Below are 12,051 nucleotides of genomic sequence, written 5' to 3' on the forward strand. Positions count from 1 at the left end.
CGTCCAGCCCGTTATCAGTGTTTCTTTGCTAACAGGCGGGGGATTTCGCGCAGGCACCAGGCTTTCGCTTCGCCCATACTGTCACGACGCCAGGCCATGATGATGTCCACCTCGCGAGAATATTCCGGGCTGACGACCCGTAACCGCCCCTCCGCGATATCCTGCTCTACCATGTTATAGGGCATGGTCGCCACGCCTAAACCGGCCAGAAGCGCACGCCGCTTATCGTCCATCGTACTGACGGTCAGACGTTGCTGTTTATCCAGCAGCTGTACGGTCAACACCGGCCTTTCGCGTGCGGTATCGGCCACGGCAATCCCCCGATATTTTACCCGGGTGACCTCTGAAAGCGGCTCGGGTTCGTTATGAATAGGATGGTCAGGGCTGGCGACATAAACGCTGACGATGCTGTAGAGTTTGCGGGTATTGATCTCAGTTGAAGCGCGAAAGTGCATATCCGGTGCGATAACGATATCTGCCCGCCCCTGTTCCAGCCTTTCCCAGGCACCTGCCAGCACTTCTGTCATAATGGATATCTGGGTGTTAGCCTTGTCAGCCAGCTTTGTAACCAGCGGGAACAGCGCATCGGTAGGGACAAGGGCTTCGGTCACGATGGTTAACTGCGTTTCCCAACCGCGCGCCAGCGCTTCGGCATCGGTCGTGAGTTTGTCAGCGGCTTCCAGCAACACCCGACCGCGCTCAAGCAGCATGCGTCCGACATTCGTAAACTTTGTGCGATGGCCAGAGCGGTCAAACAGCACCACATCCAGCTCCTCTTCCAGTTTCTGCATGGTGTAACTGAGTGCCGAGGGCACGCGCCCTAACTCATCGGCGGCGGCCGCAAAACTGCCCCGGCGATCGATAGCATCCATCACACGTAAAGCTTCAAGGGTTAACGCACGGTCTTTTGCCATCCTGGTTCTCTGTCAGGAAATTTGAATATGCCCGGCAGATTAACTGGCTAACAATCCGGCGTCCAGACTTTTACCATAAGGGAATCATACCCGTCGTCGATTCTTGCCGACGGATGCAGGAGGTAAACAATGATAACCACACGCAGTGCATCCGATTGTGGTCAGGCTGATTATGGCTGGCTACAGGCACGCTATAGCTTCTCTTTTGGCCACTATTTCGATCCCAAATTAATGGGTTATGCCGCTTTACGTGTTTTGAACCAGGAAGTGCTGGCCCCCGGCGCGGCGTTTCAGCCACGCACCTATCCTCAGGTGGATGTGCTGAATATTGTCCTGCAGGGTGAAGCGGAGTACCGCGACAGCGAAGGCAATCACATTACCGTCGGTGAAGGTGAGGCACTGCTGCTCTCTGCCCAGCCTGGCGTGAGCTACAGTGAACTGAATCCCAGTAAAGAGCGCTCACTGACCCGCATGCAGCTCTGGCTGGCGGCCTGCCCGGAACGGGAAAACGCACGTATGCAGAAAATCAGCCTGACCGCAGGAACGTGTTCGCAACTGGTGGCTTCGCCGGATGGCCGCGACAACAGCTTGCAACTGCGTCAGCAGGTCTGGATCCACCAGCTTGAGCTGGCGGCTGGCGAGCAGCATCTGGTGCCGCTGCATGGCGCGCGCGCCTATCTGCAGTCGATCCATGGTTCGCTTGAAGCCTCTGCAGGTGCATCGCATCAGGAAACGCTCGGCTGTGGTGATGGCGCGTTTTTGCAGGAAGAGCAGCAACTGTGGCTGGCTGCCCTCACACCGACGCGGGCGCTGGTAATCGATATCCCTGTCTGACGCGCTTCTGCTGGCGTGGCGTTGTGGCGGTATCACAACAGTGGATATCCGCGCAGAGACGGATAGCCGACAGCGAAGGGCGAAGTGGTGTGCATCAGCCTGGTCATGGGATCAGACGCCAGAAACGAGAAAAGCCGTCCCTGAAAGGGGACGGCTTTTTTATTCACGCGATTCAGGCAGGCAAGACCACCCTGACCTCCGCGTTATTTCACCATGGTAAAGGCCGTGGTGACGTGTTTCACCCCGCTTACCCGGCTGGCAATATCCGCAGCGGCTTTCGCTTCTTCCGGCGTGACCAGACCCAACAGGAACACCTCACCGTTTTCAGTGGTCACCTTCACGCTTGATGATTTCACCTGATCGCTGCCCAGCAGCTGCGAGCGGATCTTCGTGGTGATCCAGGTGTCAGCGGAGGACGTACCCAGGCTGACTTTCGGCCCAATCCGAATCTCGTTGTAGACTTCGGTGGCACCGTCAACGCCCATGGCGATCTGTTTCGCGCGGTTAGCGACTTCCTGATTCGGTGCCTGGCCGGTCAACAGAACCTTACCCTGGTAGGCGGTGGCAATGACGCGGGCATCGGTTTTGATTTGCTGATCTTTAGCCAGCGCATTGCTGACGCGTAACTCCAGCGTGCCATCATCAACCTGCGTGCCCACAGAGCGGGGATCGGTGGCGGTTTTGGTCGCGACAGCGGCACTACCGGCCACCACCGCGACGCAGCCTTGCAGCAGCATGGCGGTTAAAACAATGGCTACAGCGTTCAATGCTTTCATGGGTGCTCCTTCCGTCATTCCTGGTGGGGAAACAAGGTGTTATCAATCAGATCGCACAAACAGTTGAGTGTTAACATATGCATCTCCTGAATGCGAGCACTGCGATGTGAAGGAATACGAATTTCCACATCCTGCGGTCCCAGCAATCCGGCTAATTCTCCCCCATCATAACCGGTAAGCGCAACGATCGTCATATCGCGCGTGACGGCGGCCTCGACAGCCTTGACGATGTCACGCGTATTGCCGCGGGTCGAGATGGCGAGCAGCACATCACCGTTTTGCCCGAGGGCGCGCACCTGCTTGGCATAAATCTCATCATGCAGGCGGTCATTACTGATCGCAGTCAGCATGACGTTATCCGCACTTAAAGCCAGCGCAGGCAGGCTGGGGCGTTCGGTTTCAAAACGATTGATCATGCTGGCGGCAAAATGCTGTGCGTTGGCGGATGATGCGCCGTTACCGCAACTCAGTATCTTGTTACCGTTGAGAAGGGACTGCACCATGGTCATTGCTGCACGTGAGATGGCATCAGGTAATGCCTCAGCCGCAGCGATTTGAGTTTGGATACTTTCAGTAAAACACGCTTTAATTCTTTCCTGCACACGACCACCTGGTTCTAAACGTCTGCATTAAAGGCATTGGGCAACCATTCGAGCGCCGGGCCTGTAATGGCGATGATGTCGAAACGGCAATTCACTGTTTCAAAACTGCCGCCGCGTTGCGCCAGCCAGAGAGAGGCAGCACGCAGCAGCTTGTGTTGTTTCTGTCGGGTAATGCTGGCCAGACTGCCGCCGAATCGTGCGTTACGGCGGTAACGCACTTCGACAAACACCCAGCATTGGTTGTCTCGCATTATCAGGTCAAGTTCACCTGCGCGATAGTACACATTGCTGGCGACCCATGTTAACCCCGCCCGCTCAAGATAGCGGCGGGCGCGTTGTTCATATTCGGCACCTGTACGGCGGCGGTTTAGCTGGCCGGTACGATATTGCCCTGACGATACTGGTTCCATGTCAACTTCCTGTTGATCACGCAATCAGGCGTCGCGCTGAGCTTGCCGGTATTGCCATCAAGAGAGAAGCCAGGCACCTGACGCATCTGATTGAAGTGGTTAGCCAGCGTCCAGGCATCCATCCCCATGGCATACAGGCGCACCAGTGAGTAATCGTTGTTAAACGACCGGGCGGCCTGCTGCATCAGGCCTGGATTGGCGCCGGACAGCAGAGGGATGTCGCTGTACTGCAGGCCTTCCATTTCCAGACGGAAATCCGGGCCTGCGCCAGCCTGAGCACTACGGGAACTGGCGTAGAGCGCGACGTTACTGCGGCTGCCGGTGCGCATGCTGATCATCGGTTTAATCAGCTGCAGTTCATCCTGCGTCGACACGATATAGGCCGCATCTACCGCACCCGACTCGCTGGCTGCCGGTGCGCTGGTTTGAGGGGCCGGTATAGTCAGCCCTGCAACGGACACGTTCTGCGGTTGGGACGCAGAAGGGATAACCACCGGCGTCCCGCTCATGCTGATTCCTGCACCGCTGTTGATGCCCTGCTTAAGCTCTGAAACCGAACCGAAACGCTGCTGGAGCACGGTGCCACCGCCCAGTGACTGCCACTCTTTCGCAAAGGCCGTTGCGACGCGATCGCCCAGGCCATTACGCGGGAGCAACAGCAGCGGCTGGCGCTTACCCTGATCCCAGATATGGTGAGCCGCATCGCGCGCTTCATCTTCTGGCGACAGCGCAAAGTAGCAGATATTGGGATGGTTCTGGATGTGTTCCGGCTCATTCAGGGCCAGAACGTTCAACGGTATCTGGCTGTTGGCGACGGTTTCGACGTTGTTTTTCAACAGCGGGCCGACGACCAGTGTCGCGCCATCCTGTTGCGCCTGCTGCATCACCTGGGCGATGGGCTGGCTGCTGGTGTCATAGACTTTAACCTGCGCATTACTGGCCGGTTGCGCCGACGGCTGTTGCTGCTGTTGAGGCTGCTGGGCGGTCGTGGCAGGTTGCTGCGCCGTGCCCGTCTGCGTTGTTGCCGTAGGCGCGGCTGAGGGGCTGACAACCGTGTTGGCATCAGCAGGCTGCTGCTGATTCATCGCGATGGGATCCTGTGCGCTGCCCGGCGTTGCCTGAGGTGCCGCCGGGATAACACCGTTCTTCGCGTCGTTGAAGCCTTTCTGGATGGCGCTGGCAAACATCTGAGCCTGACCGTTGAGTGGCAGCAGCAGCGCGATGGTGCTGGTGGACGCTTTGGTGAAGTTCTGCACCTGGCTCAGCTGCGTCGGCAAGGTTTTGGACGCGGGATTGTCGGGATAGCGCGTCTGCCAGTCTTTAATGGCCGACTTAAGCATGTTGGCATCCTGCGCATTGGCGTGCCAGGCGGTCAGCAGATCCAGCCAGCCCTGCAGGATGTTTTCATCGGCATTGATGACCAGCGCGTTCATGTCTTGCTGTGACAGTTGCGTCAGTGCCTGCCAGGTTGCATCAATGTTCTTCTGACGTGCGTCACCCTTCAGCAACGGTTCCTGGGCAATGTAGGCACGGAGCAGGGCCAGAGAGGTTTTCCCCTGTGCGCTGGCGATCTGCAAATCGTAGTAGCGCGCCAGTTGATCCTGAGACAGTCCACTGGTTTTCACCTGGCTCAACAGTTGCTGCGCGTCAGCCACTTTTTGCTGTCCAATCAGCGACTGGGCTTTCAGCAAGCGTAATTCCTGTTGCTGTGTTGAGGACAGTTGATTAGGCAGTTCGCCAATCGCCTGGTCGGCCTGAGGATATTTTCCCTCTTTTAACAAGGCGCGGATTGCGAGTAATTGCCAGTCGGTCTTGCTATCATCGCTGCTTTGCTGCACCTGTTGCAGATAGTAAGCAGAATTATTGGTGGCTGGCCCCTGAATGTCTACGGACTGGCTTTTGGGACCCTGGCCACTACACGCGGCTAAAATCAGACCAGCAAGAAGGACAGGCACAAAGCGTCCTGCTTTATGACGAACGATTTTTGAAGGAAGCATACTGTATCCAGTGATGTTTTTTTCAAGATGCTCAATATTAAATCGGCAATTCGGATGAAACAATGAAACAACTCGATCGGGCAGACATTTCCGCCAGCACGCTTTACATCGTGCCAACCCCAATAGGTAATTTGGCTGACATTACCCAGCGGGCGCTAGCGGTACTTTCCAGCGTCGATCTGGTCGCAGCGGAAGATACACGTCATACCGGACTGTTGCTACAACATTTCGCCATCAATGCGCGACTCTTCGCACTTCATGACCACAACGAACAGCAGAAAGCAGACATCCTGCTCGCCAGGCTGCAACAGGGAGAAAGCATAGCTCTGGTTTCTGATGCTGGCACGCCGTTGATCAACGATCCCGGTTACCACCTGGTTCGCCGCTGCCGGGAGGCCGGTATTCGCATCGTTCCTTTACCGGGTGCCTGTGCAGCGATTACAGCATTAAGCGCAGCGGGATTGCCGTCTGATCGTTTCTGTTACGAAGGGTTTCTGCCAGCCAAAACCAAGGCACGCTGTGATGCGCTGCGGGCCCTTGCCGACGAGCCACGCACCTTAATTTTTTATGAGTCGACTCACCGTCTGTTAGACAGCCTGCAGGACATGGTGACCGAGCTGGGTGCCGATCGTTATGTCGTGCTGGCGCGTGAGCTGACTAAAACCTGGGAAAATCTCAATGGTGCGCCCGTGGCGGAACTGCTGGCCTGGGTCAAAGAGGATGAAAATCGCCGCAAAGGTGAGATGGTGCTGATTGTGGAAGGCCACCAGCCTGATGAAGAGGCTTTGCCAGCGGAGGCCTTGCGCACACTGGCCCTGTTACAGCAGGAATTGCCTCTAAAGAAAGCGGCCGCCCTGACAGCGGAGATTCATGGGGTGAAAAAGAACGCCCTCTATAAATATGCGCTGGATCAGCAGGCGTAAGCATCCTGTTTTGCCTGCGTGACAGCGCCGGCTAAACGCTCTATAATGCGCGCCGAAGCTGACCAGACAGTCGCCGCTTTGTCGTCGTCCCTCTCTGAGGGAGACGGGCAAAGGGGAGGAAAGTCCGGGCTCCATAGGGCAGGGTGCCAGGTAACGCCTGGGGGGGAAACCCACGACCAGTGCAACAGAGAGCAAACCGCCGATGGCCCAGCAATGGGATCAGGTAAGGGTGAAAGGGTGCGGTAAGAGCGCACCGCGCGGCTGGTAACAGTCCGTGGCACGGTAAACTCCACCCGGAGCAAGGCCAAATAGGGGTTCACATGGTACGGCCCGTACTGAACCCGGGTAGGCTGCTTGAGCCAGTAAGCGATTACTGGCCTAGATGAATGACTGTCCACGACAGAACCCGGCTTATCGGTCAGTTTCGACTTATTCATGCAAACCCCGCGCAAGCGGGGTTTTTGCTTTATGGCGCAGCTATGCAGGCTTTGCTGTCTCCATCAGGCACAGGGGAAAGACGCGCACGACGTTGCCACGGGAGCCACTGTTCGGCGCGAGTCATACAGGATGGTTTCACGATGCCGTGGTAAAAAAATGCGGCAGGGCGGTTCTGTGCGGGCGTCCGGGCGAAAGAAGGCCATTATACCCTTTGATCGGGGAAGATAAGCGGCCGGTTGCCAGAGGGCGTGTTTCTCAGGCAAATCCCATGCAATTTCTCGCCAATGCCCTATACGCTCATCCGATGTGTTACATGATGGCTTGCCATCTGTTTGGGAGGCAACGGTTTCTCTCGTCTATAGTTGAAGGCAGCTCGCCAGACGTCACTGATTTTACGTTTTGCCCCATTGGGCACGCATTCATTGAATGAAGATTAAAAAAACAGGTGGATCATGGTTACAAGAAGGGATTTATTAACGTATTCCGGGGCGTTTGCTGCCTTATCTGCTTTAGGCATTTCTCCCGGCGCGATGGCAGCAGGTGTGCTCAAACTGGGTAACAGCGAAACATTTAATTTTCAGACATTGATTGCCCGGGCTAAAGCGCTGGCAGCCAAACCTTACGAAAAACCCACCGAATTCGATCCGTCATTGTTGTCCAACATCACCTATGACGCCTACATGAAGACCGTGTACAAACCGGAATATGCCCTGTTCAAAAATGCCGGGCGTTTTCCTGTCACCTTTTTCATGGTTAACGGCCTGCACCGCATGCCGGTGAAAATGCACGTAGTGGAAAATAACGCCGCGCGCGAAATCATTCAAAATATTGATTACTTCACCACGACGGATAAAAGCGTCAGGTTGCCGGCGCTGGAAGGAAACGTATTTTCGGGTTTCAGAGTGCTGGCAAGCCAGGACGCGTTAAAAACCAATCCCCAAAATGACTGGATTTCCTTTATGGGGGCGTCCTATTTCCGCGCTATTGGTGAATTAGGGCAGTTTGGTTTGTCCGCTCGCGGTATTGCCCTGAATACCGTCCAGCCCGGTGTGGATGAAGAGTTTCCTGATTTCACGGATTTCTGGTTCGAAGCGCCGAAAGATGACAGCAAAAACCTCACGGTCTATGCCCTGCTCAACGGGCCGAGCATAACGGGTGCCTACAAGTTTATCCTGCATCGTGGCAAAGGCGTGGTGCAGGACGTGGAATGCACGCTTTTCCTGCGTAAGGATATTCAGCGTTTCGGCATCGCGCCTCTGACGTCCATGTACTGGTTCTCAAAAACGGTCAAGGGGGCTGCGACAGACTGGCGTCCCGAAGTGCATGACTCCGATGGTCTGGCAATGTGGACCGGCAGCGGTGAACATCTCTGGCGACCGCTGAACAATCCGTTGCGTGTGGTCACCTCAAGCTTCCACGACGAGAATCCGCGAGGCTTTGGATTACTGCAGAAAGACAGGAATTTCGACAGCTACCTGGATGCTGCGCACTACGAGCGTCGCCCGGACCTGTGGGTCGAACCGCTAGGGAAATGGGGCAAAGGATCGGTACAACTGGTGGAAATACCGACCGATGACGAAATTTACGACAATATCGTCGCCATGTGGGTGCCGGATGCGCCAGCCAAAGCGGGTGATGAACATCATTTCCATTACCGGCTGCACTGGCTGTCCGATGAACCTTATCCCTCAACGTTGGCGCGCTGTGGTGCGACCCGACTGGGACGTGGCGGCGTGCCGGGATCTGACCGTCCGCATGACAGTCGTAAATTCACCGTTGAATTCCACGGTGGCAACCTGAATCACCTGCCGTCAGGCGTTGCGCCGGAAGCCGTGCTGTCGGCCTCGCGCGGGACGTTTGAGAACGTGCTGGTCTCTAAGCTGCCTGATGACTCCGGCAACTGGCTGGCGCAGTTTGATTTGGTGGCGGGGGACGGTGACCCGGTGGAGCTGAAGCTTTATCTGAAAGCGCAGGAAAACGTGGTATCTGAAACCTGGTGTTATCAGTACCATCCGTTTAACTCCCCCGCGAAGCCCTGGCCGGTCGCCTGCGACAAGAAGTAATGTCCTCATCACGCCCACTCACCCAGTGGGCGTTTTTTTCGCGCACTCATCCCCTGTTTTTATCCCTGCTGGCAAGAAAATGCCCAGTATTGCCGGGCAGGGCGCCATCGGTCTGGCGATGCCTGACGAACTTTTCGGTGTCGGTTTCGCCATGGACGGAGGGCCGGTAGGGTGGCTGCCCTGAGATCAAGGAATCCAGCGTTTACCGTCAACGGTGCGCAATCTGTTGATCCTGACGGTATGGCAGCCTCCATTTTTGCTGGTACCATGACGCCCCATTGTTGTACTCGGGTACCCTTGCGGATGGCCGCGATGTCGCCTGTTCGGGTGAACTCACCTTCGCGGTTATGAACGAACAGGTCGATCAGAAGGGGTGAGTAAGTGAAGGCGAAATTCGTAAGTGTTTGATTGAACAGACTCAGCGAAACCAGATGGTTACGGAAAGCGTCAGTGCGTTAGCCTGCGCTTCGCCGCTCAGCGGCAACGTGGACCATGACATTCAGGGGCGGAAAACCGTTTACACGCTCTCTGGCGGCAATATTGATTTGTCCCGGGTTTCGGGTCTCGCTGACGCATAAAGGATAAGTTATGAGTAATTCTGAAAATATTCTCAACCGGGAAAAAGCGTCGATCTGGCGTCAGTCCGATACCACATGGACACTGGGACTTTTTGGTACCGCCATTGGGGCAGGGGTCCTTTTCTTTCCTATCAGAGCGGGCTATGGCGGCCTGATCCCCATTCTGATTATGTTAGTGTTGGCGTATCCGATCACCTTTTTCTGCCACAGGGCACTGGCTCGCCTGTGCCTGTCCGGCAGTAACGTATCGGGCAATATTACCGACACCGTAGAAGAACACTTCGGTAAAACCGGCGGCGTGGTCATCACCTTCCTCTACTTTTTTGCCATTTGCCCGCTGTTATGGATTTATGGCGTCACCATCACCAACACGTTTATGGCGTTCTGGCAATATCAGCTACTGTTGCCCGCACTTAATCGTGGCGTCGTCGCGCTGTGTCTGCTGCTGCTGATGGCGTTTGTGATTGGGTTTGGTAAAGATTTGATGGTCAAAGTGATGAGCTGGCTGGTGTTTCCGTTTATTGCCAGTCTGGTGCTGATTTCACTGTCGCTCATCCCGTACTGGAATCGCGCCGTTATCGATCAGGTTCACCTGAACGATCTGGCCTTTACCGGGCATGATGGCATTCTCGTCACGGTATGGCTTGGCATTTCTATCATGGTGTTCTCGTTTAACTTCTCGCCCATTGTGTCTTCTTTCGTGGTGTCGAAACGGGAGGAGTACGAGCCGGAAATGGGCCGGACCTACACAGAAAACAAGTGCAGTCAGATTATCTCCCGCGCCAGCATCCTGATGGTGGCAGTGGTCATGTTCTTTGCCTTTAGCTGTCTGTTTACCTTGTCGCCGCAGGACATGGCGGATGCCAGGGCACAAAATATTCCTGTGCTGTCTTATCTGGCGAATCACTTCTCCAGTATGGCGGGTGAAAAGTCTACCTTTTCCACGGTGCTGGAATACAGCGCGTCGGTCATCGCCCTGGTCGCGATTTTTAAATCCTTCTTTGGCCACTATCTGGGCACGCTGGAAGGGCTGAATGGGTTAATCATCAAGTTCCGCTACCACGGTGATAAAGACGCCGTGTCCCATCGTAAGCTGAACACCGTAAGTATGGTCTTTATTATGGGGTCCACCTGGCTGGTGGCGTATCTCAATCCCAATATTCTTGACCTGATCGAGGCGATGGGTGCGCCCATTATCGCCTCGCTGCTGTGCCTGTTACCGATGTTTACTATCCGCAGGGTTCCGGCGCTGGCGAAATATAAAGGCCGTGCTGACAACGTTTTCGTGAGCGCGATTGGCGTGCTGACGATTTTGAATATTGCGTATAAGTTTTTCTGACGGGCCGCGCAGCCGTTTTGACCTGACATGTCCCCCATGTCAGGTCTGCGTCATCCTGTTAACCGCGACCGTGAGGTTCATCCCAGTTGAACGCCGGGCCGACAGAGATTACGCCGTGCGGGTTGATGGTTTTATGGCTGCAGTAGTAGTGATGGCGAATATGGGCCAGATTCACGGTCTCAGCAATGCCAGGCATCTGGTAAATATCCCGCAGGAAACCGCTCAGATTCAGGTAGTCACTGATACGGTGACGGTCACATTTAAAGTGGGTGACGTAGACCGGATCGAAGCGCACCAGCGTAGTCCATAAACGTAAATCCGCCTCGGTCAACGTGTCGCCGGTCAGATAACGGTGCTGGCCCAGGATTTGTTCCAGACGGGACAGCGACTGAAAGAGTGCCGTAACCGCTTCATCATAAGCCGCCTGTGACGTGGCAAACCCCGCCTTATACACGCCATTATTGACCGTGTCGTAAATCCAGCCGTTGAGGTCATCAATCTTGTCGCGCAGTGCCGGCGGATAATAGTCGCCCGCACGTGCGCCCACGCCGTCGAAGGCGCTGTTAAACATGCGAATGATATCGGCAGATTCATTACTGACGATGGTATTCTGCTGCTTATCCCATAACACGGGCACGGTCACCCGACCGGTGTAGTCCTTATCCGCGTGCAGATAGAGCTGATAAAGAAATTCATTTTGATGCAGCTTGTCACCGGTTGCCGCCGGGAAGCTGTCATCGAAGGTCCAGCCATTTTCCAGCATCAGCGGATGCACGACTGACACATCGATCATGTTCTCCAGCCCTTTTAACTGACGCATCAGCAAGGTACGGTGTGCCCAGGGACAGGCAAGCGATACATAAAGATGATAGCGATCGCGCTCTGCCGCAAACCCGGCGTTGCCACTCGGGCCGGCGCTGCCATCCGGCGTGACCCAACTGCGCCATGCGGATTCCGAGCGCTTAAAACGCCCGCCGGTTGATTTTGTGTCATACCAGGTGTCATGCCAGACACCATCAATTAACTGGCCCATCTTGTCTCCACTCTCTGTCGTGCAATGAAATGTTCTCGTCTGATTAACCATAGGTGGTGATGCGCGACTGCGACAGCGTTGTGCGCGCATGACGTCAGACATTTTGTGCCATCGTCTTAACGGCCTCTCACTGAGAGAAGGGTT

Annotated in this window: 11 protein-coding genes and 1 other RNA gene; 6 read left to right on the top strand and 6 right to left on the bottom strand. The window is 55.5% G+C overall.

What is annotated here, in order from left to right; translation table 11 throughout:
* Positions 1-14: 14 nt before the first annotated feature.
* A complete protein-coding gene (locus C7434_RS14380) occupies positions 15-914 on the bottom strand; it encodes a LysR family transcriptional regulator (RefSeq protein WP_033739998.1) in 900 nt (299 codons plus the stop codon).
* Positions 915-1,043: 129 nt separating this feature from the next.
* Here C7434_RS14380 and C7434_RS14385 point away from each other — a divergent pair, with 129 nt between their 5' ends.
* A complete protein-coding gene (locus tag C7434_RS14385) occupies positions 1,044-1,748 on the top strand; it encodes a pirin family protein (RefSeq protein WP_033739997.1) in 705 nt (234 codons plus the stop codon).
* 203 nt (positions 1,749-1,951) lie between these two features.
* Here the strand turns inward: C7434_RS14385 and dolP are convergent, their stop codons facing one another.
* The 4 genes from dolP to C7434_RS14405 are packed head-to-tail and all read right to left on the bottom strand — an operon-like array spanning position 1,952 to position 5,533.
* Positions 1,952-2,524 (bottom strand): division/outer membrane stress-associated lipid-binding lipoprotein, encoded by a 573-nt coding sequence (gene dolP, locus C7434_RS14390; RefSeq protein WP_006118323.1) that lies wholly within the window; start codon positions 2,522-2,524, stop codon positions 1,952-1,954.
* Positions 2,525-2,538: 14 nt separating this feature from the next.
* Entirely contained in the window at positions 2,539-3,126 is a 588-nt protein-coding gene (gene diaA / locus C7434_RS14395) for a DnaA initiator-associating protein DiaA (RefSeq protein ID WP_006118322.1), read from the bottom strand.
* Between the two features lie 14 nt (positions 3,127-3,140).
* Positions 3,141-3,536 (bottom strand): YraN family protein, encoded by a 396-nt coding sequence (locus tag C7434_RS14400; RefSeq protein WP_006118321.1) that lies wholly within the window; start codon positions 3,534-3,536, stop codon positions 3,141-3,143.
* The gene (locus C7434_RS14405) at positions 3,494-5,533 is read right to left on the bottom strand and encodes a penicillin-binding protein activator (RefSeq protein ID WP_133745569.1); all 2,040 of its coding nucleotides are present in this window, start codon (positions 5,531-5,533) and stop codon (positions 3,494-3,496) included. The genes C7434_RS14400 and C7434_RS14405 overlap by 43 nt, the downstream gene beginning before the upstream one ends.
* A 62-nt stretch (positions 5,534-5,595) precedes the next feature.
* Here C7434_RS14405 and rsmI point away from each other — a divergent pair, with 62 nt between their 5' ends.
* From rsmI to tdcC, 5 genes are all read left to right on the top strand, one after another.
* On the top strand, positions 5,596-6,456 hold the full coding sequence (gene rsmI, locus C7434_RS14410; protein ID WP_006118319.1) for a 16S rRNA (cytidine(1402)-2'-O)-methyltransferase: 861 nt from the start codon (positions 5,596-5,598) through the stop codon (positions 6,454-6,456).
* 54 nt (positions 6,457-6,510) lie between these two features.
* An RNA gene (gene rnpB / locus C7434_RS14415) (RNase P RNA component class A) lies at positions 6,511-6,886 on the top strand.
* 460 nt (positions 6,887-7,346) lie between these two features.
* On the top strand, positions 7,347-8,957 hold the full coding sequence (locus C7434_RS14420) for a glucan biosynthesis protein D (RefSeq protein WP_033739994.1): 1,611 nt from the start codon (positions 7,347-7,349) through the stop codon (positions 8,955-8,957).
* Between the two features lie 431 nt (positions 8,958-9,388).
* Positions 9,389-9,535, top strand: coding sequence for a hypothetical protein (locus C7434_RS21980; protein ID WP_155489632.1), 147 nt, complete (start codon positions 9,389-9,391; stop codon positions 9,533-9,535).
* Between the two features lie 10 nt (positions 9,536-9,545).
* Positions 9,546-10,874 carry a threonine/serine transporter TdcC gene (gene tdcC / locus C7434_RS14425; RefSeq protein WP_033739993.1) on the top strand — a complete coding sequence of 443 codons (1,329 nt, stop codon included), beginning with the start codon at positions 9,546-9,548 and terminating at the stop codon, positions 10,872-10,874.
* Positions 10,875-10,932: 58 nt separating this feature from the next.
* Here tdcC and C7434_RS14430 read toward each other — a convergent pair whose 3' ends face one another.
* Positions 10,933-11,907 carry a glutathione S-transferase family protein gene (locus C7434_RS14430; protein WP_006118315.1) on the bottom strand — a complete coding sequence of 325 codons (975 nt, stop codon included), beginning with the start codon at positions 11,905-11,907 and terminating at the stop codon, positions 10,933-10,935.
* Positions 11,908-12,051 lie beyond the last annotated feature (144 nt).

Origin of the sequence: Pantoea sp. PNA 14-12 (assembly GCF_004364735.1) — a bacterium.
Classification (GTDB): Bacteria; Pseudomonadota; Gammaproteobacteria; order Enterobacterales; family Enterobacteriaceae; genus Pantoea; species Pantoea stewartii.

Excerpts from the sequence above, each read along its gene's own strand:
- C7434_RS14400 (WP_006118321.1), bottom strand. The coding sequence starts at position 3,536 with ATGGAACCAGTATCGTCAGGGCAATATCGTACCGGCCAGCTAAACCGC.
- C7434_RS14380 (WP_033739998.1), bottom strand. The coding sequence starts at position 914 with ATGGCAAAAGACCGTGCGTTAACCCTTGAAGCTTTACGTGTGATGGAT.
- C7434_RS14430 (WP_006118315.1), bottom strand. The coding sequence starts at position 11,907 with ATGGGCCAGTTAATTGATGGTGTCTGGCATGACACCTGGTATGACACA.
- C7434_RS14385 (WP_033739997.1), top strand. The coding sequence starts at position 1,044 with ATGATAACCACACGCAGTGCATCCGATTGTGGTCAGGCTGATTATGGC.
- rsmI (WP_006118319.1), top strand. The coding sequence starts at position 5,596 with ATGAAACAACTCGATCGGGCAGACATTTCCGCCAGCACGCTTTACATC.
- dolP (WP_006118323.1), bottom strand. The coding sequence starts at position 2,524 with ATGAAAGCATTGAACGCTGTAGCCATTGTTTTAACCGCCATGCTGCTG.
- C7434_RS14420 (WP_033739994.1), top strand. The coding sequence starts at position 7,347 with ATGGTTACAAGAAGGGATTTATTAACGTATTCCGGGGCGTTTGCTGCC.
- C7434_RS14405 (WP_133745569.1), bottom strand. The coding sequence starts at position 5,533 with ATGCTTCCTTCAAAAATCGTTCGTCATAAAGCAGGACGCTTTGTGCCT.
- tdcC (WP_033739993.1), top strand. The coding sequence starts at position 9,546 with ATGAGTAATTCTGAAAATATTCTCAACCGGGAAAAAGCGTCGATCTGG.
- C7434_RS21980 (WP_155489632.1), top strand. The coding sequence starts at position 9,389 with ATGGTTACGGAAAGCGTCAGTGCGTTAGCCTGCGCTTCGCCGCTCAGC.